At 30.1% G+C, this 21,367-nt stretch carries 16 protein-coding genes and 2 rRNA genes; 8 read left to right on the top strand and 10 right to left on the bottom strand.

The features are described 5' to 3' along the window. The first annotated feature begins 289 nt into the window (after window positions 1-289). Window positions 290-3,203 (top strand): 23S ribosomal RNA (locus CKV87_RS11335). Window positions 3,204-3,354: 151 nt separating this feature from the next. Beyond that, window positions 3,355-3,470 (top strand): 5S ribosomal RNA (gene rrf, locus CKV87_RS11330). A gap of 503 nt (window positions 3,471-3,973) precedes the next feature. Here rrf and rpsU read toward each other — a convergent pair. Next, entirely contained in the window at window positions 3,974-4,186 is a 213-nt protein-coding gene (gene rpsU / locus CKV87_RS11325; protein ID WP_004511155.1) for a 30S ribosomal protein S21, read from the bottom strand. Between the two features lie 114 nt (window positions 4,187-4,300). Here rpsU and moaC point away from each other — a divergent pair, with 114 nt between their 5' ends. Further along, window positions 4,301-4,771 (top strand): cyclic pyranopterin monophosphate synthase MoaC, encoded by a 471-nt coding sequence (gene moaC / locus CKV87_RS11320; RefSeq protein ID WP_012148102.1) that lies wholly within the window; start codon window positions 4,301-4,303, stop codon window positions 4,769-4,771. 2 nt (window positions 4,772-4,773) lie between these two features. Further along, on the top strand, window positions 4,774-5,037 hold the full coding sequence (locus CKV87_RS11315) for an HP0495 family protein (RefSeq protein ID WP_004511153.1): 264 nt from the start codon (window positions 4,774-4,776) through the stop codon (window positions 5,035-5,037). A 9-nt stretch (window positions 5,038-5,046) separates the two neighbouring features. Here the strand turns inward: CKV87_RS11315 and CKV87_RS11310 are convergent, their stop codons facing one another. From CKV87_RS11310 to CKV87_RS11295, 4 genes are all read right to left on the bottom strand, one after another. Next, window positions 5,047-5,316, bottom strand: a complete 270-nt coding sequence (locus CKV87_RS11310; protein WP_004511152.1) for a hypothetical protein — start codon at window positions 5,314-5,316, stop codon at window positions 5,047-5,049. A gap of 17 nt (window positions 5,317-5,333) precedes the next feature. After that, on the bottom strand, window positions 5,334-6,122 hold the full coding sequence (surE, locus tag CKV87_RS11305) for a 5'/3'-nucleotidase SurE (protein WP_012148101.1): 789 nt from the start codon (window positions 6,120-6,122) through the stop codon (window positions 5,334-5,336). Further along, window positions 6,097-9,660 (bottom strand): DNA polymerase III subunit alpha, encoded by a 3,564-nt coding sequence (gene dnaE / locus CKV87_RS11300; protein ID WP_012148100.1) that lies wholly within the window; start codon window positions 9,658-9,660, stop codon window positions 6,097-6,099. Before dnaE ends, surE begins: the two co-directional genes overlap by 26 nt. A 73-nt stretch (window positions 9,661-9,733) precedes the next feature. After that, window positions 9,734-10,273, bottom strand: a complete 540-nt coding sequence (locus CKV87_RS11295) for a DJ-1 family glyoxalase III (protein ID WP_012148099.1) — start codon at window positions 10,271-10,273, stop codon at window positions 9,734-9,736. 120 nt (window positions 10,274-10,393) lie between these two features. Between CKV87_RS11295 and CKV87_RS11290 the strand changes: the two genes are divergently transcribed. Together CKV87_RS11290 and CKV87_RS11285 are read left to right on the top strand one after the other, a co-directional pair. Beyond that, window positions 10,394-11,023: a FlgO family outer membrane protein gene (locus tag CKV87_RS11290; RefSeq protein ID WP_004511148.1), complete on the top strand. Its 630-nt coding sequence runs from the start codon at window positions 10,394-10,396 to the stop codon at window positions 11,021-11,023. 4 nt (window positions 11,024-11,027) lie between these two features. Then, window positions 11,028-11,630, top strand: coding sequence for a FlgO family outer membrane protein (locus CKV87_RS11285; protein WP_004511147.1), 603 nt, complete (start codon window positions 11,028-11,030; stop codon window positions 11,628-11,630). On the opposite strand, the gene recJ is transcribed toward CKV87_RS11285, so the two are convergent. The 3 genes from recJ to ccoG all read right to left on the bottom strand — a co-directional run bounded on the left by recJ (window position 11,625) and on the right by ccoG (window position 16,305). Continuing rightward, window positions 11,625-13,193 carry a single-stranded-DNA-specific exonuclease RecJ gene (gene recJ / locus CKV87_RS11280; RefSeq protein WP_012148098.1) on the bottom strand — a complete coding sequence of 523 codons (1,569 nt, stop codon included), beginning with the start codon at window positions 13,191-13,193 and terminating at the stop codon, window positions 11,625-11,627. The genes CKV87_RS11285 and recJ overlap by 6 nt on opposite strands. Next, window positions 13,193-14,809, bottom strand: a complete 1,617-nt coding sequence (locus CKV87_RS11275; RefSeq protein WP_004511145.1) for a CTP synthase — start codon at window positions 14,807-14,809, stop codon at window positions 13,193-13,195. The genes recJ and CKV87_RS11275 overlap by 1 nt, the downstream gene beginning before the upstream one ends. Window positions 14,810-14,922: 113 nt before the next feature. Further along, window positions 14,923-16,305, bottom strand: a complete 1,383-nt coding sequence (gene ccoG / locus CKV87_RS11270; protein WP_012148097.1) for a cytochrome c oxidase accessory protein CcoG — start codon at window positions 16,303-16,305, stop codon at window positions 14,923-14,925. Window positions 16,306-16,637: 332 nt separating this feature from the next. On the opposite strand from ccoG, the gene CKV87_RS11265 reads away from it, so the two are divergent. Then, window positions 16,638-17,561 carry a flagellin gene (locus CKV87_RS11265; protein WP_012148096.1) on the top strand — a complete coding sequence of 308 codons (924 nt, stop codon included), beginning with the start codon at window positions 16,638-16,640 and terminating at the stop codon, window positions 17,559-17,561. 159 nt (window positions 17,562-17,720) lie between these two features. Next, window positions 17,721-18,644: a flagellin N-terminal helical domain-containing protein gene (locus tag CKV87_RS11260; protein WP_004511142.1), complete on the top strand. Its 924-nt coding sequence runs from the start codon at window positions 17,721-17,723 to the stop codon at window positions 18,642-18,644. 46 nt (window positions 18,645-18,690) lie between these two features. Here CKV87_RS11260 and CKV87_RS11255 read toward each other — a convergent pair whose 3' ends face one another. Beyond that, window positions 18,691-20,721 (bottom strand): motility associated factor glycosyltransferase family protein, encoded by a 2,031-nt coding sequence (locus CKV87_RS11255; RefSeq protein WP_012148095.1) that lies wholly within the window; start codon window positions 20,719-20,721, stop codon window positions 18,691-18,693. A 14-nt stretch (window positions 20,722-20,735) separates the two neighbouring features. After that, complete coding sequence (locus CKV87_RS11250; RefSeq protein WP_012148094.1) at window positions 20,736-21,356, bottom strand: class I SAM-dependent methyltransferase; 621 nt, start codon at window positions 21,354-21,356, stop codon at window positions 20,736-20,738. Window positions 21,357-21,367: the final 11 nt, after the last annotated feature.

The following is a 21,367-nucleotide window of genomic DNA, read 5'->3' as shown; positions in this document are numbered from 1 at the left end:
TTCTAATGATATTTAAAAACATAATGTTAAAGTCTTTAATTTTTTCGTAAAGATTAAATAATAGATATAAAGAAGAGATTTTTTATAAATATTAAATAATTAAAACAAAAAAAATTTCATATCTTAAAAATGTTTATTATGAAAATAATAGATATAACATAGATAGAACACAACTAAATTATTAGATATATTGAAAAATGTACTTAATAAGATAGTAGCCAAAGAATATTATCAAACTAAAAGTATTAATTTACTTTTAAAAGGCAAATAACTCTTTCGAGTTATTTATTAATAAGCTATTAAGGGCTAATGGTGGATGCCTAGACTGTAAGAGGCGATGAAAGACGTATTAGGCTGCGATAAGCCTCGGGGAGCTGCCAAAGAGCTTTGATCCGGGGATTTCTGAATGGGGCAACCCAATATAATGAGAATTATATTACCCTACGGGGAGCGAACCTAGTGAAGTGAAACATCTCAGTAGCTAGAGGAAGAGAAATCAAACGAGATTCCCAAAGTAGCGGCGAGCGAAATGGGATTAGGACAAACCCAATGCTTGCATTGGGGGTTGTAGGACCATGATATGAGACTAAAGAGGATAGATGAAATACTTGGAAAAGTGTAGCATAGAAGGTGAAACTCCTGTAATTAAAATTCTCAATAGCTCTAATGGTATCCTGAGTAGGTCGGAACACGTGATATTTTGACTGAAGCCGGGGGGACCACCCTCCAATCCTAAATACTACTTACAGATCGATAGTGAACAAGTACCGTGAGGGAAAGGTGAAAAGTACTCCAGCGAGGAGAGTGAAATAGAACCTGAAACCATTAGCTTACAATCATTCAGAGCCCTATGATTTATCAGGGTGATGGACTGCCTTTTGCATAATGAGCCTGCGAGTTGTGGTATCTGGCAAGGTTAAGTCAAGTACGAAGCCGTAGCGAAAGCGAGTCTTAATAGGGCGAATTAGTCAGATGCTGCAGACCCGAAACGAAGTGATCTATCCATGAGCAGGTTGAAGCTGGTGTAAGAGCCAGTGGAGGACCGAACCCGCAGGCGTTGAAAAGTCTTGGGATGACTTGTGGATAGGGGTGAAAGGCCAATCAAACTTCGTGATAGCTGGTTCTCTCCGAAATATATTTAGGTATAGCCTTGTGTTGTAGCATATGGGGGTAGAGCACTGAATGGGCTAGGGCTGCTTACCGCGGTACCAAACCCTATCAAACTATGAATACTATATGTGGAATCACAGGAGTCAGGCGGTGGGTGATAAAATCAATCGTCGAGAGGGGAACAACCCAGACTAACAGCTAAGGTCCCTAAGTTACATCTAAGTGGAAAACGATGTGGAGTTACTGTGACAACCAGGAGGTTGGCTTAGAAGCAGCCATCCTTTAAAGAAAGCGTAACAGCTCACTGGTCTAGTGATTCTGCGCGGAAAATATAACGGGGCTAAGATGTACACCGAAGCTTTAGATTCAATTTTTAATTGAGTGGTAGGAGAGCGTTCTATTCAGCGTAGAAGATGTACCGGTAAGGAGCGTTGGAGCGGATAGAAGTGAGCATGCAGGCATGAGTAGCGATAATTGAGGTGAGAATCCTCAACGCCGAAAACCCAAGGTTTCCTACGCGATGCTCGTCATCGTAGGGTTAGTCGGGACCTAAGTCGAGTCCGAAAGGGGTAGACGATGGCAAATTGATTAATATTTCAATACCAACATATAAGCGCGATGTGGGGACGCATAGAGTTAATCGAGGTCACTGATGGAATAGTGGCTCGAAGGACGTAGGCTGTTAAGTAGGCAAATCCGCTTAACATTAGGCCGAGATCTTACAGGCTCTTGACACTCTTCGGAGGAGATGGAGAATCGATGATACTGTCGTGCCAAGAAAAGCCACTAAGTTTATTATATGTTGCCCGTACCGTAAACCGACACAGGTGGGTGGGATGAGTATTCTAAGGCGCGTGGAAGAACCCTGGTTAAGGAACTCTGCAAACTAGCACCGTATCTTCGGTATAAGGTGTGCCTACTTTTGTATATGAACTTGCTTCAAAAAGCGAAAGAGGTTGCAACAAAGAGTCCCTCCCGACTGTTTACCAAAAACACAGCACTTTGCTAACACGTAAGTGGATGTATAAGGTGTGACGCCTGCCCGGTGCTCGAAGGTTAACTGATGATGTCAGCGCAAGCGAAGCATTTGATTGAAGCCCGAGTAAACGGCGGCCGTAACTATAACGGTCCTAAGGTAGCGAAATTCCTTGTCGGTTAAATACCGACCTGCATGAATGGCGTAACGAGATGGGAGCTGTCTCAACCAGGGATCCAGTGAAATTGTAGTGGAGGTGAAAATTCCTCCTACCCGCGGAAAGACGGAAAGACCCCGTGCACCTTTACTACAGCTTGACACTGTAGCTTGGATATTCATGTGCAGGATAGGTGGGAGGCTATGATGACTAGACGCCAGTAGAGTCGGAGCCATCCTTGAGATACCACCCTTGAATATTTGAGTTACTAACTGCGTACAATTATCTTGTATCAGGACAATGTCTGGTGGGTAGTTTGACTGGGGCGGTCGCCTCCTAAAAAGTAACGGAGGCTTACAAAGGTTAGTTCAAAGCGGATGGAAATCGCTTGTTGAGTATAATGGCATAAACTAGCTTGACTGTGAGACATACAAGTCGAACAGAGACGAAAGTCGGTCATAGTGATCCGGTGGTTCTGTGTGGAAGGGCCATCGCTCAAAGGATAAAAGGTACGCCGGGGATAACAGGCTGATCTCCCCCAAGAGCTCACATCGACGGGGAGGTTTGGCACCTCGATGTCGGCTCATCGCATCCTGGGGCTGTAGTCGGTCCCAAGGGTATGGCTGTTCGCCATTTAAAGCGGTACGCGAGCTGGGTTCAGAACGTCGTGAGACAGTTCGGTCCCTATCTTCCGTGGGCGTAGGAAAGTTGAAGAGATTTGTCCCTAGTACGAGAGGACCGGGATGAACGTACCACTGGTGTACCAATTGTTCTGCCAAGAGCATCGTTGGGTAGCTACGTACGGATGTGATAAGAGCTGAAAGCATCTAAGCTCGAAGCCAACTCTAAGATTAACTTTCCCTGAAGTTCCCAGCAAGACTAGCTGGTTGATAGGCTGGATGTGTAAGCGTTGTAAGACGTTTAGCTGACCAGTACTAATAGAACGTTTGGCTTATTTTATACATTTCTTTGGTTTACTATCTTATTAAGTATTTTTACTTAATATGTGTTTGAAATTTTTTAGACTTTAACATTATCTTTTATTCACACTTAATCTTCGAGTTAAGTAATAAGATCAATTACTTCTTTATTTGCTTTTATTACTTAACTTGCTGGTGGTACTAGAGAAGAGGAAATACCCAGCTCCATTCCGAACCTGGAAGTCAAGCTCTTCATCGCCGATAATACTGCAGGGTCCCCTTGTGGAAACGTAGGTCATCGCCAGCTCTTTAAGTTTTTTCTCAAAGCCTTTCCTAAGTTAGTACTTCCTTACTACCTTTGGTGAGGCTTTTTTTTAGCACTTCCTTCCTTTATTTACTCTCTTTGTATTTATTCCAAGTAGTATATTGTGTTATGTACTCTTTTTTAGATTTTTTATCCCTTTATGTTTCAGCATATCTTACATTGACACACTATTAAAAATTCCTTCTCTCTACTATCTAGTGCTAAGTTTTATTTTTATTATGCCTTCCTTCCCTTTTATCTTTTTAAGCATATTTTATTTCATTATTTCTTGTTTTTTATATATTATTTGATTTTTCAACTGTGTAGTTCTATTTAGAGTTATTTTTATTAATCATTATTGCTTCTTTTATATACGTTAATCCTCTACGTTTTAATTCTTCAATATAACAGATTAAACAAAAGAAATACAACTCTCCTAATTTTATAGGCATAAAAAAAGCCAAGCTTTTATAGCTTGGCTCCTCTTATTTTGGAAACAACAAATCTTATAATCTTGACTCGTATCTTCTTAACATATATAGTTTTTTTAACATTTTTTTTCTAGCAGAAATTTTTTGCTTTTTTCTGATTTCAGTCATTGGTTCAAAATATCTTCTAGCTCTAGTTTCAGTAACGATTAGGTTTCTGTCACATTGTTTTTTAAATCTTCTATATGCTTCGTCAAAAGATTCATTATCTTTAACTTTAATGCCTGGCACTAAAATCACCCTCTTTCTTTTTAAATTTAGGGGTTGATTATATTTAAATAATACTTAATTCCTATTTAACTTATATTTTAATAGAATAAGCTTTAAAGAAAAAAGGATTATATTTTGGAATTAACTCATTTAGATGATAAAAATAGACCTAAAATGGTTGATGTTTCAAGCAAAAGTGAAACAAAAAGAGTTGCTGTTGCATCAGGCGAAATAAAAATGTCTAAAGAAGCTTATCAAGCAATTATTTCAAACAATACAAAAAAAGGTCCTGTTTTACAAACAGCAGTTATTGCTGCCATTTTAGGAACAAAAAAAACACATGAATTAATTCCTATGTGTCATCCGTTGCTTTTAACTGGAATTGATTGTGATATAGAAGAAATTCCCCAAAACAATACATTTAAGCTTTATGTTACTGCAAGATTAAATGGACAAACAGGAGTTGAAATGGAAGCTTTAACTGGTGTTTCTATAGGATTGCTTACAATTTATGATATGGTTAAAGCTATTGATAAATCAATGATAATTTCAAATGTTCAGTTAGAAAGTAAAAGTGGTGGAAAAAGTGGAGATTTTAAGAGGTAAAAATGATAGATTTAAATGATAAAAAATTAGAATTAGATTATCCTTGTAGTTGGGAATATAAACTTGTTGTTTTAGAGACTACGAATATAAAACAAACGGTAAAAGAAGTTATATTCGAAAGAGAACATAAAGTAAAAGAATCAAAAGTGAGTAGCAAAGGAAAATTTAAAAGTTATACTTTAGAGATGCTTGTTCATAATGAAGATGATAGAAAAGAGATTTTTAAACTCTTAGGTGAACATAGCGATATAAAAATGATTATCTAATTTATAGCTTTATTCAAAAGATAAAGCTATAAGTTCTCTTTTGAATAATTCTTGGTTTAATTTTTTTATTGCAGTTTGATAGTGTTTTTGAATAGTTTCTTCATCATCTCTTACAATACTTTTAATTTCATCTATAGATTTTCCTTCTTCAAAAGCGATAAAAGTTTTGTACTCTTTTCTTGTAAATTTTCTTTTTAGTACTTCTTGTAATTCTTCTTCACTTTTTAGTGTTCCAACAAGTTTTGTAATATGTTTTTGAATTGAATTTGTGAAATTCATAATAAGTATTTTCCTTTTTAGTTATTTAACCAATTTTCTAAGTTTTTTAGATCATCATAAGATGTCATATCTAATTTAATTGGAGATATTGATACATAATTTTCTTTTATTGCTTCAAAATCACAACTTTGATCTTCTGAAGCTTTCCAAATAAGTGGATGAAGACCAATCCAATAGTATTCCTCACCTCTTGGATTTATATGTCTATCAGAATCTGTTCCATACTCTCTAAATCCTGCTTTAGTAATTTTCATACCTTTGCATTCATTTGGTTTTATTGGAGGAATATTAACATTTAAAAACTTTCTTTCATCTAATGGAAAAGAGTTATTTAAAATTCTAGTTGCAAGTTTTACAATAGTATCTTTTGCTAATTCAAATTCCCATCCATTTTGGATATCTTGACATCTATTTTGACATACTTGAGAAATCGCAATAGCTGGTATTTTATGAATCACTGCTTCCATTGCTGCACTTGCTGTTCCACTATAAGTTATATCTTCACCCATATTTGCACCAATATTTATTCCACTTATTACTAAATCAGGTTTAAATCCTTCTTTAAATAAATTTCCTAAAGATAAAAAAATACAATCTGTTGGGCTACCATCATCAATTTTATAAAAATCATCTTTTATACTAATAAGTCTTAATGGTTTATCTAAAGTTAAAGAGTGACCACATGCTGATTTATTATTAGCAGGGGCAACAACTGTTATTTTAGCAATTGGACTTAAAGCATCTATTAAAGCTTTTAATCCAACGCTATCATATCCATCATCATTTGTCAGTAGTATATGCTTCATCTACTAAATAAACTCCTTCTAATTGTTTTATTAAATTTTCTACATTTGAAGTTACTTTAAAACCTGTTTCAAGTTCTAAATCTGCTAATTTTGATTTAATTATAAGTTTTAGTTCTCTTTTTCCTTGATTATTGGCAATAATATCAAATAATTTATACATAATATTTTCATCTTCACTAAAAGCAATAGCGATATTTAAAGGTGGTTCTTGAACTTCTTTTTGTTTTATTTTTAATTTTTCTTTTTGTGCATCAAATATAGTTTCTATTTTTAAAACACTAATTCTTGTAAAACTTTCATTTTTAGAAATTCTTACTTTAAATGCAATTGGTTCTTCATGATTGTATTCATCTTGAAGCTCTTTTAATTTATCTTCAAAAAGCATAAATTCGATTGTTCCATGAAAATCTAAAATTGAAACAATTCCAAATTTATTTCCTTTTTTTGAAGTTTTTTCTGTAATTGATTCAATTTTCCCTACAAAAAGTGCTTGGCTTCCATCTTCAAGTTCATCAATTTGAGAAGATAAAGTAAAGTTTATTTTTTCTAAATCTTTTTTATACTCATCAAGTGGGTGTCCTGAAACATAAAAACCTAAAGTGGCTTTTTCAAATTCTAAAAGTTCTTTAGGATCAAATTCATTTAGATGTTCTAATTCAATATCTATTTTTGTTAGTTCTTCACTATCTCCAAAAAGTGAACCCGTCATCATTTTTTTAGCTGTTGCTGCTTTTCCAACTGTATCAACTATCTTTTCTATTTGGTTTAATAAAGATTTTCTTGTATAACCAAAACTATCAAATGCACCAGCTTTTGTTAAAGATTCTATAACTCTTTTATTTACTTTACTTCCATCAATTCTTGATATAAAATCTGGTAAGTCTTTAAATGGAGCATTTCCTCTTGCATTCAAAATAGCATTTATTGCAACATCACCAGCACCTTTAATTGCACCCATTCCAAACATAACAACTTCTTTACCATCTATTTTTTTTGCAGAAAATACTAAATCTGATTTATTTATATCTGGTGGAAAAAGTTCTAATCCTAACCTTTTTGTTTCATCAACATATTTTACAACTTTATCAGTATTATCTTTTTCAAGTGTTAATAGTGCGGCCATAAATTCTGCTGGATAATAACATTTTAAATAAGAAGTATAAAATGTTACAAGTGCATAAGCAGCTGAGTGAGATTTATTAAATCCATATCCAGCAAATTTTACAATTAAATCAAAAAGTTCTTCTGCATAAGCTCTTGTATAACCTTTATTTTGTGCACCATCTGCAAATTCACCTTTTAATCTATCCATCTCTTCTTTGATTTTTTTACCCATTGCCCGTCTAACAAGATCGGCTCCTCCAAGTGAAAAGCCTCCTACGCTTTGAACAATTTGCATAACTTGCTCTTGATAAACGATAACTCCATAAGTATTCTCAAGAATTGGTTTTAATGCAGATTCAAGTTCATCATGGAAATAGTCAATTTTTGCACGACCGTGTTTTCTTTCGATAAAATCATCAAGCATTCCTGATTCCATAGGTCCTGGTCTATAAAGTGCAAGAACGGCAATAATATCCTCAAAATTTGATGGTTTTAATCTTTTACATAAATCTTGCATACCATCAGACTCTATTTGAAATAATCCAATTGTATTTCCTGTTTGAATTAAGTCGTAAACACCTTTGTCATTTACATCTGTTGTGATGAAATTTACTCGTTTTCCATGTCGTTGTTCGATTAATTTATTTGCTTCTTCAATAACAGTTAAAGTTTTAAGTCCAAGAAAGTCAAATTTAATTAAGTCTACATCCTCAATATATTTTCCATTGTATTGTGTTGCCAAAGTATCAAGACCACTTGGTTTAAAAAGTGGTGTTTTTTTCCATAAAGGTTCATTTGAAATTACAACTCCAGCTGCATGAGTTCCAGCATTTCTATTTAATCCTTCTAATGCTAAAGCATATTCCCAAACCCTTGCAGCTTGTGGATCTGCTTCACAAAGTTCTTTTATTTTTGGTTCTTTTTCCCAAGAATTTTTTAAATCTATTCCTAATTCGTCAGGAATTAATTTTGCCATTGCATCTGCTTTTGAATATGGCATATCAAGAACTCTTGCAACGTCTCTAATAACTCCTTTTGCTAAAAGTTTACCAAAAGTGATAATTTGAGCAACGTTAGCACGACCATACTGTTGAACAACATAATCAATAATTTCTCCTCGTCTACTTTGACAAAAGTCCATATCAATATCGGGCATTGAAACCCTTTCTGGATTTAGAAACCTCTCAAAAAGTAAACCATAAGGAATAGGGTCAATATCTGTGATTTTTAAAGAAAATGCAACTAAACTTCCAGCAGCCGAACCCCGTCCTGGACCAACTGGAATTCCCATTCTTTTTGCAACAATTACGAAATCCCAAACGATTAACATATATCCTGGGAATTTCATATTATTTATAATTTCAATTTCAACTTCAAGTCTATCTCTATATTCTTGATGATGTTCAGCTGGAACAATTTTTAACCTATCTTCTAATCCTATTCTACATTCATGAATGAATAAAATTTTGTCATTTTCAAGTGAATATTCATTGTCTGGCTCAGGTAAAGTCAAACCAGCTTCTTGTGATTTTTGTCTTGTAAATTTAAAATTTGGAGGAGTTGGATTTCCTAGTTTTATAGTTAGATTACATTTATCAGCTATTTCTTGTGTTGTTTCTATGGCTTCTGGAATATCAGAATATAATTTTGCTATTTGTTCTGGTGATTTCAGATAAAATTCATGAACACTATGTCTTAATCTATTTGGGTCATCATAAAGTTTATTCATTGCAATACACATAAATGCTTCGTGTGCATCTGCATCTTTTTGTTCTAAATAGTGAGTATCATTTGTGGCAACTACTTTTATTCCTGTCTCTTTTGAAAGTTTCAAAATTTGATCATCAACAAAAAGTTGGTCAGATATTCCATGACGCATAATTTCTAAATAAAAATCGTCACCAAAAATCTCTTTATATTCAAGTGCAATTTTTTTTGCCTCTTCATAACCTTTTGCACCAAATTTTACATTTCTTTCACTTTGTGTATTTAGATGCCAATTTATTTCACCTTGTAAACAAGCTGCACTACAAACTAAACCTTCAGAATTTTCTTTTAAAATTTTTTTATTAATTCGAGGATAATAGTAAAAACCATTTATATACGCTTGAGAACTTAGATACATAAGGTTTTTGTAGCCAATTTCATTTTTTGCATACAAACATAAGTGATATCTTTGTCTATTTGTTTTATCACTTATATCTTCACTATTGTGAATATATGCTTCCATTCCAATGATTGGTTTTATTCCTTCATCTCTCATGGCATTATAAAAAGCAATCGCTCCAAACATATTTCCATGGTCTGTCATTGCTACACTTGTCATTCCAAGTTTTTTTAATTTTTTTGCTAGAGGTTTTATTTTATTTGCACCATCAAGTAATGAATATTCAGTATGTAAATGTAGATGGGTAAATTGTGGAATTTGTGACATTTTATAATCTTTTTATTTTTAGTATATCCAAAAAATGATTTTGGCTACTTTAACATAAGAAGAGATTAACTTCTTATGCTAATAATCCATTTTTTACATTTTCATAAGTTTCTTTTGACGTAAGAGTTTTTACTATTTCAAGTGCAAATTTCATAGCAGTTGCAGGACCTCTTGAAGTTATTACATTTTCATCTACTACAACATCTTCTTTTGAGTAACCATCAAGTCTAATTTTTTCTTCAAAACTAGGATAACAAGTAAAATTTTTGTTTAAAACATCAGCTTTATGTAAAGCATAAGGTGCAGCACATATAGCTGCAATTTTTTTTCTTTTTACTTTAAACTCTTTTAATAAATTTTGTACATTAATATCTTCAGCTAGAGTAAAAGCATTTGGAAGACCACCTGGTAAAACAATCATATCAAAATCATCGGCTTTTACATGTTCTATTTTACAATCAGCTTCAATTTTTATATTATGAGCACCAATTATTTTTATATTTTCAACACTTGCAATTATAACTTCAATATTCGCTCGTCTACAAATATCAATTATTGAAATAGCTTCAATCTCTTCAAAACCATTTGAAATAGGAATAATAATTTTTGGCATTTGTGCTCCTTTTAAATTTTTATTAAAATATTATATATAAGTTAGTTTTAACTTCTCTTATATAAAGTAGATATAAGTAATTTTTAAATAAAATCTTAACAATTATAAAAAGGGGTTTTTATGTTTAAAAATATTTTTTTAGCAGCTACACTTTTATTTTTTATGTCAGGATGTTCATATAAAGATAAAGATGTTCAAAATGAACATGAAAAAGTAGAAACTATGAAAGATGGAATGTCTGTTGCAAACTATAAACAAGAAAATATTACACTTCAAAATAGTTTAGAAGCTACGATATCTTCTCTTGCGACTCAAATAATGACAAATAAAAAACTCGATACAACTAAACCTGTTCTTATTACATCTTTTGTTAGATTAGATCAATTTAAAACAACATCAGAGTTTGGAAGAGTAGTTGGAGAAAGTTTAATAGATGAACTTTCGAATAGAGGTTTTAATATCATTGAGTTTAGAGGACAAATGGCAGTTTCTATAAACGATAAAGGTGAATATTTTTTATCAAGAAAACCTCATGAAATCAAAAATGAAGTTCCTAGTACATATATAGTTGTTGGAACTTACTCAAGACAAAATGGAAAAGTTATATTAAATGCAAGAGTAATTGATAATATCACTGGAAAAGTAATATCTAGTGCAAGATCAACTTATGTTCATAATCTAGCACATGATTGTGTTTTATTTGGAGATTGCCCTCCAATGAGAACTGTAAAAATAGTTAAAGAGAAATAATCTTATGAGATTTAAAATGTTAAGAGTATTGAAACTTTTTTTAGTTTCAATACTCTTAAGTACTATTTTCACTTCTTGCTCATATAAAAATCCTGTTACAAGAATTACAGATTTTCATTCAATGATTTCAGATATGGTTGATAAATCTGCAATAAAAATAAAAAGAAATATCCTTTTAGGAGAAGTTGTATTAGTTTCTGATTTTGTAAATTTGGATAAACTAAAAAATAAATCTCAGTTAGGCTTTTTATTATCAAATATTTTAAAAGATAAATTATCTTCTTTAAATATAATAGTTCGTGAAATAGAACTTGGTAAAGAGTTTGAATTTGGTAGTTCAGGATTTAATTTACTTACAAGAGAAAAAGACAAGATTCTTTCTGATAAAGTAAAATCAAAATATGCAGTTGTTGGAACTTATTCTATTTCTAATAAAAGTTTAAATGTATTTATAAAACTAATAGATATCAATACAGGTAACATTTTATCTTCATCATTTGCTAGAACAGATATTGATGATGAAATTGTGAATCTTGAAGGAAATTATTCTATTGAAGAAAAAGATAAACCAAAAGAACCAATTATTAGACAACCTTTGGTTTTATAAAATCTCTTGAATTAAGAATTGAGGAGTTATAACTCCTTTAAATTCATTTTTGGCAACTGACACAATTAAGTTTAGAATATTTGGAATATTTTTATTTGAATCATTAAATTTTATAGCTTCAAAGATTACTCCATTACTATCTAAAGTAAGTTTTAGATGATTTTTATCACGACCAATTAAATCATATTTTACTAAATTTACATTTGAGATTTTGAAAATTGGACGATGATTTTCTAACCCGTAAGGTTCAAATCCTTCAATAATAGATAAAAACTCTAAATCAACACTAGAAACATCTAATTCTCCAAGTGTATCAATTTCAATATGTAAATCATCTTTAAAATTTTCTAATTCTTCATTTATTATTTTTTCAAATTCTTCTATATTTTCCAATTTTAGAGATAATCCTGCAGCATTTTTATGCCCACCAAAACCTATAAGTAAATGAGAAGCTTTTGAGATAAGTTCATATAAATTTATATTTGAATTTGCTCTTACACTTCCTTTTGCAATATCATTTTCTTGAACTGTAAAAATAAAGGCAGGTTTTTTATATAAATTAGATAATTTTGAAGCAACTATTCCAATAACTCCTTCATGCCAGTTTTCATCCCAAACAATAATGGCATTTTTATTTTTGTCAATTTTTAAGTTTGCTTTATTTGAAATATCTTCTTGCAAAGTTTTTCTATAATTGTTTAGTTCATCTAATAAACTTAAAGATTCATTTGCACTAAAAGAGTCTTCAGATAATAAAAAATCTAAAGCAATAGTTGCATCATCCATTCTTCCTGCACTATTTAGTTTTGGAGCAATAAAAAAACCAATATCATCACTTATTAAAGACTCTTTTGACAAAATACTATTTAAAAGTTTAAAAGCTTCTCTTGAAGATGATTTTAGTTTTTTTAATCCTTGTTTTGTAATAGTATAATTTAGTGCAGTCATAGGCATAATATCTGCAATTATAGCAATACATAATAAATCAAGATAGTCTGACATATTTACATTTAAATTCATCTCTTTTTTTATTGCAGCACATAAATACCAAGCAACTTGAGCTCCACAAATATCTTTAAATGGAAAAGTACAATCTTTTTGTTTTGGGTTTATTATTGCAAGAGCTTCTGGTATTTTTTCACCAACTGTATGATGATCTGTTATAATTAAATCAATATTTTTTTCTTTTAATTTTAAACTTGCTTCATAAGCAGATATTCCATTATCTACTGTAATTACTAATCCTTTTTCTATTAAATCAACAATTTTAGTAGATAATCCATAACCATGTTCAAATCTATTTGGAATTATGTGATTTACTTTTATGTTTATTTGTTTAAAAAAATCAAGCATAATGGTTGTGGAAACAATACCATCTACATCATAATCACCAACTATAGTAATAGTTTCATTCTCCAAAATTGCTTTTTTAATTCTTTTTGTAGCAATATCTATATCTTTAAATGAAGTTGGAGGGGGAATATCTGCAAGCTTTGAATAAGGATTATTTACATGCCTTGCAGATAATAGTTCAAAAAGTCTATCTTTAGTTATTTTTGACATTATTTAGGTGAATTTGCTTGTCTTACAAATTCTAAAATAATTGGGTTTGGAGTTTCCAAATGAGAAGTAAATTCAGGATGGAATTGAACTCCAACAAACCATGGATGTTCTTTTAATTCAACGGCTTCAATTAAACCATTTGATTGTCCAGAGATTATCATTCCTGCATTTTCTAAAGCTTCTTTATATTTTGGATTTGCTTCATATCTATGTCTATGTCTTTCATAATATACTTCATCATTTCCATAAGCTTTTTGTAATTTTGTACCTTTTAACGGTTCAAATGGATATTCTCCAAGTCTCATTGTACCACCCATTGGTGATTCATGAGTTCTTAATTGTTTATTTCCACTTTGGTCAATAAATTCATCAATTAAGTATATTAAAGGATTTTTTGTTTGTGCATCAAATTCAATAGAATTTGCATCTTCAATTCCTAAAACATTTCTTGCAAATTCTATGATAGATAGTTGCATTCCAAGACAAATACCAAGATAAGGGATTTTATTTTCTCTTGCATATTTAATTGCTGCAATTTTACCTTCAACACCTCTGTGTCCAAATCCACCAGCAACTAAAATTCCATCTGCATTTCCAATAACATCGTAAACACCAATATCTTCTATTCTTTCACTATCACACCAGTGAATGTTTATTTTTGTATTTAGATGTGCTCCTGCATGAATTAAAGCTTCAATAAGAGATTTATATGACTCTTTTAATCCTAAATATTTACCAACAAAAGCAATTGTAACTTCATCTTGTGGAACTAAAATATTTTTTACTAAAGTATCCCATTTTTCCATATTTGGTTTAATTTTTATATTAAAGTGTTCTGATAATGGAGTTAAAATACCTTCTTTTATAAATTGAAGAGGCACTTGATATATTGATTGTGCATCACCAGCTTCGATAACAGCATTTCTATCTATATCGCAAGATAATGCTAATTTATCTTTTAATGCTTTTGGTAACTCTTTTTCAGTTCTACAAACAAGCATATGAGGAGTTATTCCAATTCTTCTTAACTCTTGAACAGAGTGTTGAGTTGGTTTTGTTTTTAGTTCCCCTGCTGCTTTTATAAATGGAACTAAACTCACATGTAAATTCATAGTATTTGATTTTGGAAGTTCATGACGAATAGAACGAATAGCCTCTAAAAATGGAAGACTTTCTATATCTCCTACTGTTCCACCAATTTCAATAATTAAAAATTCATTATCTTCAGCAGCATCAAAAATTCTATTTTTTATTTCATCAACTACATGAGGGATTACTTGAATAGTTTTTCCTAAATAACCACCTTCTCTTTCTCTTTTTATAACACTTAGATAAACTTGTCCTGTTGTAAAACTATTCTTTTTAGATAATGATTTGTCAATAAATCTTTCATAATTTCCTAAGTCAAGGTCAGTTTCAGCTCCATCTGCTGTTACAAAAACTTCTCCATGCTCTAAAGGACTCATTGTTCCTGGGTCTACATTTAAGTATGGGTCAATTTTTAACATGCTTACTTTGAAGCCTGATTGTTTTAATATTGTTGCAATAGATGCAGAAGTAATCCCTTTCCCCAGTGAACTTAAAACTCCACCCGTTACAAAAATGTATTTTGTCATTTAAAATTTCTCCAATAAAAATTATTCAAATATAAAGTAAAAAAGTGATTGTATCTAAGATATGATAATAAGTAAGTTATACAAGATAAGAATTAACCTATCTTATATAAAAATTATTGAAGTTTATCCAATCTCGGATAGATAAATGTTGCTTTTCTATAAACTACAACTTTTTCTGGATTCTCTTTTGCATAAGCTTTTAAAGTAATAGTTATAGGAGTATCTTTTGTATTATCACTAACTAAAATTTTATTCGTTTCAAGAATAACAACTTTTTTAGCTAATTTCCCTGGGCTTAAAGTAAATGGTTCAAATCTAGTGATTTTAATATCAGGATTATCAACTATTTCTAAATCATAAGTCAATGTTTGAGACTCTGTATTTTGGAAAAGTAATAAGAAGTTATTTGTTACAACATTATCCTCTTTAACTTTATATAATTCTGTTGTTTTATTTACATTTAAAAGCATATGCTCTTTTTCTCCACCCATAACAAAAAGTAAAGAAATTACGATTAATAAAGCAACAAAATACATAATTGTAGATTTTCTTACAAATTTTGTTGGAGTGTTGTATTTTATAGCATTTGTACTTGACCATTGAACTAAAGAAGGTTTTCCTAATTTCCCCATAACTTGTGTACAAGCATCAACACACTCTAAACAGTTGATACATTCAAGTTGTAAACCTTTTCTAATATCAATATGTGTTGGACAAACAGTTACACATGATTCACAAGTTGTACATTCATTTTCGTTACTTGCTAAATCTTTTAGTTTAAATACCATTTTCTCTTTTTTGTCATTATAGATATTTCCACCTCTATTTGTAGAATAAATTGCTTGATAAGTATTGTTATCATATAAAACAGATTGAACTCTTGAATAAGGACAGATATATACACAAAAATCTTCTTTTAGCATTACAACATCATATACTAAAAAACCTGCAATTGCCAAAACAAAACCGATTAAAAATAAGTGTTCGCTAGGATCTTGTAAATAAGCGAAGAAATCATCAGGTGGAACAAAATACCACATAAAGTTTGAAGCAGCAAGAAGTGCTAAACAGGCCCAAATTAATATTCCGATAATTTTTTTTACTTTATTTTCAGCTTTACTTAAATCAGGCTCTTTTTGTTTATTTTTAATTCTTCTTAAACCTAAAAGTTTAGATTCAATTAAATCTCTATAAATAACTCTAAATATTGTTTGAGGACATGCCCAACCACACCATGCTCTACCACCTAAAGATGTAACAGCAAATATTCCTAAAAATAGCAACATTAATAAAAATGGCATCAAATAAAGTTCTTGCATATCAAAAGCAATTCCAAGTAAATGTAATTGTTTTTTATCAAAAGATAGTAAGAAAATTTGATTTTCATTTATTTTTATAAATGGTAAGCTAAGTGCAACAATAGTAGCTAAGATATATCCAAAATATCTTCTGTATCGATAAGGAGTCTTATCTAAAAACTCATTTTTTTCTTCCATTTTACAACCTTTACGACTTTTTTTAAAATTTTATATAAAACAACCTTATGATTTGCATAATCAATTATAATTTTTACTTATATTGTATTATTTAATGATATTATAACTGATATGTCTTATCAAATAAAATAAAAAACTTTTTAATGATATAAAAATTTAAACTAATTTTAAGAAATGTTGTGAAATAATTCTATTATAAATTTAGGGTTTGATTAAATCCGAAGAGAGCAAAGAAACTTGCAACTCTATGCTTGGTAAGACAAGAAGTGTTTTCCGGTGTGAATTATACCTTCGTAGAATTTACAATGTGTCATAATTAAAAAGGATTTATTATGAGAATTAATACAAACGTATCATCTTTAACAGCTCAAGAAGCAGCGGTAAATACAAATAAAAATATTTCTACTTCATTAGAAAAACTTTCTACTGGTTTAAGAATTAATAAAGCAGCAGATGATGCTTCTGGTCTTGCGATTGCAGATAAATTAAGAACTCAAGCTACTTCAATTAATCAAGGTATTTCAAACGGTAACTCTGCAGTTGCTCTTTTGCAAATTACAGATAAATCAATGGCTGAGCAATCAACTATTCTTGATACAATTAAATCTAAATTAATTCAAGCAAATACTGATACAACTTCAGTTGCAGGTAGAACGGCTATTGCAAAAGATATTACAAAATTGTTACAACAATTAAATAATATTGGTGAGCAAACTAACTATAATGGTACTAACCTTTTACAAAATGCTAGAACAACTGCAAATGCTTCAACAGAAGGAAACCTTACTGCTGCAAGAACTGCATTAGGTGGATTATCTTTCCAAATTGGAGAAGGTACTCAAGATTTAATCAAAACTAAAACTATCAACTCTAATGTTGCTGGTCTTAAATTATCTGCTCTTGCAAAAGCTGTAAGAAGTGGTGGTAAAATGTCAGCTGGTGCAACTGCTGGTACAACTGGGGTATTTACGAGAACTATGGCTCAATCTGGGCAAAAAGCGATTGATACAGCTATTTCAATTCTAAATGGATATAGAGGGGATATCGGTTCTACTCAAAACCAAGTTGAATCAGCTATTAGAAACTTAACAACTCAAGCAACTAATATTAAAAATGCTGAGTCTACAATTAGAGACGTTGATTACGCACAAGAATCTGCAAACTACAATAAATTAAATATTATTGCACAAGCAGGGTCATACGCAATTAGTCAAGCTAACTCTACTCAACAAAATGTTTTAAGACTACTTCAGTAGTTATAAAAAACTGGAAGAAATTCCAGTTTTTTTAATTAAACTTTTAATCTCATAGCATTTGTTATTATTAATTTTATCTTACTTTCAGAATTAATATGAAATAATAAACCAAGAATAAATAACATATTATTATTTATGTTATAAATTAAGGGATTTATTATGAAAATCAATACAAATGTATCATCTTTAACAGCTCAAGAAGCAGCTTCAAATACGAATAAATCGATAACGAACTCGTTGGAAAAACTTTCTACAGGATTGAGAGTAAATAAAGCAGCAGATGATGCTTCTGGTCTTGCGATTGCAGATAAATTAAGAACTCAAGCTACTTCGATTAATCAAGGTATTGCAAATGGTAACTCTGCAGTTGCTCTTTTGCAAATTACAGATAAATCAATGGCTGAGCAATCAAGTATTCTTGATACAATTAAAGCTAAGTTAATTCAAGCAAATACTGATACAACTTCAGTTGCAGGTAGAACGGCTATTGCAAAAGATATTACAAAATTGTTACAACAATTAAATAATATTGGTGAGCAAACTAACTATAATGGTACTAACCTTTTACAAAATGCTAGAACAACTGCTGATGCATCTAATATGGATAATCTTACTGCTGCAAGAACTGCAAAAGGTGGATTGTCTTTCCAAGTTGGTGAAGGAAGTTCCGATTTAATTACAACTAAAACTATCAACTCTAATGTTGCTGGTCTTAAATTATCTGCTCTTGCAAAAGCTGTAAGAAGTGGTGCTAAAATGTCAGCTGGTGCAACTGCTGGTACAACTGGAGTATTTACAAGAACTATGGCTCAATCTGGACAAAAAGCGATTGATAAAGCTATTACAACGCTGAATGGATATAGAGGGGATATCGGTTCTACTCAAAACCAAATTGAATCAGCTATTAGAAACTTATCTACTCAAGCAACTAATATTAAAAATGCTGAGTCAGTTATTAGAGATGTTGATTATGCACAAGAATCTGCAAACTTTAATAAATTGAATATCATTTCTCAAGCGGGATCATATGCAATTAGCCAAGCTAATGCGGTTCAACAAAACGTTCTAAAATTACTTCAATAATTAGAGAAAGGAGAAGATTAAAATATAATCTTCTTCTTTTAATTTTTTAAATAACTCTTTCTAAACAAGTCTTATAGTCTTCAATTATATTTTTTAGTTGTTTTAAAAATATCTTTTTTATAGCTTTTACTTTTTTTATTTCAGCTTTTATTTTTTTGTCATTAAAATAGTATGATAAATAAGGTAGATATGCTTCACAATATAAATTAACTATTTGATGAATATTTAAAAAATTATTTTTATCAAGTTCTAAAATAACATTTTCAATCTCTTTTAAAAATCCTATATATAAAACTTTATCACTTTTTTCGACATTTTTTAGAGTAAGATTCAACTCTTTTTTTATATAGTCTAATTCTTTTTTGATAGCTTCTTTAGAAATATTATCCAAAGAGTCAAAAGAGTTTGAATCAATAAAGTTTGATATTTCAAAGTTATCATAGATTTTATATTTCGTTAAATCGATTTTATCTGCTTTTTTTGCCGCTATTCCTAAGAATTTAGCACCATTTTCTGCTAAATTATATACTTTTGTAGATTTGTTTTTTCTTTTTAATTTATCTTCTACTATTTTTATAGAACCATAAAATAAAGGAGTTGTGTAAACTACTTTTTTAAAGTTTCCTTTAACTTTTATTAGGCTTTCTCTTGCTTCAAATTTACTTCTATTATCTTCTTTTTCTAAATTTAATTTTCTTACTCTAACTCTATCTTCATTTGAATGAGTAGCACCAGTTTTTTGGTTTAGAGCTAAATCCAAACCTACGATAAATATCTCTTTAGGATTAAAACTATAAAGCATTTCAAGAGTAATTTCTCCAATACTAAATCCACCATAAGATATATTGCCTTTGTATAAAGGGTAAAATACTTCAAAAAGATATAAATTCTTTTTTGGAAATTTTTTTAATAAATTTTCATTTGTTATTGAACCTGCAAAGATTATTGTATCTTTACTCATTTTCTTCATAGTTTCATCATCAAATTGTGTTTCTGCTAAAAAACCTTGTTCATCAAGAGTTGTTACAATATCTACTCTGATATTATTATCTAATAATTTTCTTAATGACCTTCCTATACATACTATAAAGAATTTATTTTGATTTTCTTTTATCCAGTCTAAATTTTCATCCAAAGATGGACCAGCAGCTATATATAAAATTGGTTTTTCATCAAATAATTTTGAGTTATTTCTTATACTTCTAAGATTTAGAAATTTATAGTTTTCTTGAAGTCTTTTAGTTGTTCTATTTGTATGAATATATATTCTTCTATTATAATCATATGCCATTGGATTCATCGTGTGAAGTAAATTTAGTATTGTATCTATATAACTACTTATATTTACATTTGTTATTGATAATTTTAAAAGATAGTTATCTATTCTATATGCATCTAAGTATGTATAAATCTTCTTTTCTTCATCTTGTACACTGTCCATGATAGAAAAAACAGCACCATTTTTTGCAAGAATTGTATAATCAACAGTAAATAAAGAGAGTCTAAAAATTTCTAAATTTCTTTCTAAAATCAAGTATGAACTAGCATTAATTTTTTTTGCAATTTTAGGGATATGTCTTCCTAATAGTGTTCCTAAAAATATAAATTTATCAATTTTCTTAAATTTTTTATTTTCTCTTTTTTCTAAATATTCTTTGGTAAAACTTGTATAATCTTGAACATCTTTAAGTGTAAGATTATTTAAATCATTTAACTCTTCTAATTCAAATCTTTTTTCATAATCTATTTTAGGTGGATTTTTCATAGCAAAATATGGCTGTATTTCAAAGATAGATTGTTTCTCATCAAAATTTACTTTATTTATTAACTCATCATTGAATTTTTTTGGATTTTTGTTATATAGATATTTGTCATTTACTATATCATATATGTCAAATTCACCATTTTCCATAAGAAATTCTAGAGCATATTTTTCTTGATAAGTTCCATTTTCTATCATTCTTGATAGCTCATCTACTCTATGATATAAATTTCTATCATACTCACTAAGAAAAACTAGATTTGCTAAAAAAGTTGTTGTTAGCGCATTTTGTAATTGTATTTGTGCTTCAGTCATATTTTAACAACAATTTATTTACAAATAAATCTAGCAACATGTGCATCATCATTTTTATATTTTGCATAACCGAATCCTTCGGTAAAATATAAAACATCAAATCCAATTTTCATTATATCAGATGTGAATTTAGTCGGAGATATGTATCTTCTATAATGAGTTGAAGTTGTTTTTTCTTGAAATTCATCTCTATTTGTTCTAAATTCAAAAAAGCAAAGAGATTCATTGTCTTTTATTTTTTTTAGGCTATTTAAAAGGATATTTTGTTGATTATCGTTTATAGCATGTAGAAAGAATCTAGAATAAAAAACTAGCTTTTTATTTTGTGAAGTTATTATTTCTTTGATTTTTTCGTAAAGTGATTGTTCTTCAATATCATAACAAAAGAAGTCCAATAAATCATGGTTGAAATTTTGTTTACAATTATTTATAGCCTCTAAAGAACCATCTATACCAATAGTTTGAAATCCATGAGAGCTGAAAAAATAGCTATCTCTTCCATCTCCACAACCTAAATCAATGATTATCGTATCTTCTTGATTACCAAATTCTTGTATTGCAAAAGCTGCAAATTGAGAAGGTACAGTAATTTGTTTCTTTTTTGTCTTATAGTATGTATTCCAATAATCAGTCATTTTGTATATTT

This window comes from Aliarcobacter butzleri (assembly GCF_900187115.1).
Lineage (GTDB): Bacteria > Campylobacterota > Campylobacteria > Campylobacterales > Arcobacteraceae > Aliarcobacter > Aliarcobacter butzleri.
This window is presented reverse-complemented; position numbering and strand designations above follow the sequence as displayed.

What these genes read in the sequence shown, in the direction of transcription:
- CKV87_RS11315 (WP_004511153.1), top strand. Translation starts at nt 4,774, where the DNA reads ATGATAGATTTAAATGATAAAAAATTAGAATTAGATTATCCTTGTAGT.
- CKV87_RS11310 (WP_004511152.1), bottom strand. Translation starts at nt 5,316, where the DNA reads ATGAATTTCACAAATTCAATTCAAAAACATATTACAAAACTTGTTGGA.
- surE (WP_012148101.1), bottom strand. Translation starts at nt 6,122, where the DNA reads ATGAAGCATATACTACTGACAAATGATGATGGATATGATAGCGTTGGA.
- dnaE (WP_012148100.1), bottom strand. Translation starts at nt 9,660, where the DNA reads ATGTCACAAATTCCACAATTTACCCATCTACATTTACATACTGAATAT.
- CKV87_RS11295 (WP_012148099.1), bottom strand. Translation starts at nt 10,273, where the DNA reads ATGCCAAAAATTATTATTCCTATTTCAAATGGTTTTGAAGAGATTGAA.
- CKV87_RS11290 (WP_004511148.1), top strand. Translation starts at nt 10,394, where the DNA reads ATGTTTAAAAATATTTTTTTAGCAGCTACACTTTTATTTTTTATGTCA.
- CKV87_RS11285 (WP_004511147.1), top strand. Translation starts at nt 11,028, where the DNA reads ATGAGATTTAAAATGTTAAGAGTATTGAAACTTTTTTTAGTTTCAATA.
- recJ (WP_012148098.1), bottom strand. Translation starts at nt 13,193, where the DNA reads ATGTCAAAAATAACTAAAGATAGACTTTTTGAACTATTATCTGCAAGG.
- CKV87_RS11275 (WP_004511145.1), bottom strand. Translation starts at nt 14,809, where the DNA reads ATGACAAAATACATTTTTGTAACGGGTGGAGTTTTAAGTTCACTGGGG.
- ccoG (WP_012148097.1), bottom strand. Translation starts at nt 16,305, where the DNA reads ATGGAAGAAAAAAATGAGTTTTTAGATAAGACTCCTTATCGATACAGA.
- CKV87_RS11265 (WP_012148096.1), top strand. Translation starts at nt 16,638, where the DNA reads ATGAGAATTAATACAAACGTATCATCTTTAACAGCTCAAGAAGCAGCG.
- CKV87_RS11260 (WP_004511142.1), top strand. Translation starts at nt 17,721, where the DNA reads ATGAAAATCAATACAAATGTATCATCTTTAACAGCTCAAGAAGCAGCT.
- CKV87_RS11255 (WP_012148095.1), bottom strand. Translation starts at nt 20,721, where the DNA reads ATGACTGAAGCACAAATACAATTACAAAATGCGCTAACAACAACTTTT.
- CKV87_RS11250 (WP_012148094.1), bottom strand. Translation starts at nt 21,356, where the DNA reads ATGACTGATTATTGGAATACATACTATAAGACAAAAAAGAAACAAATT.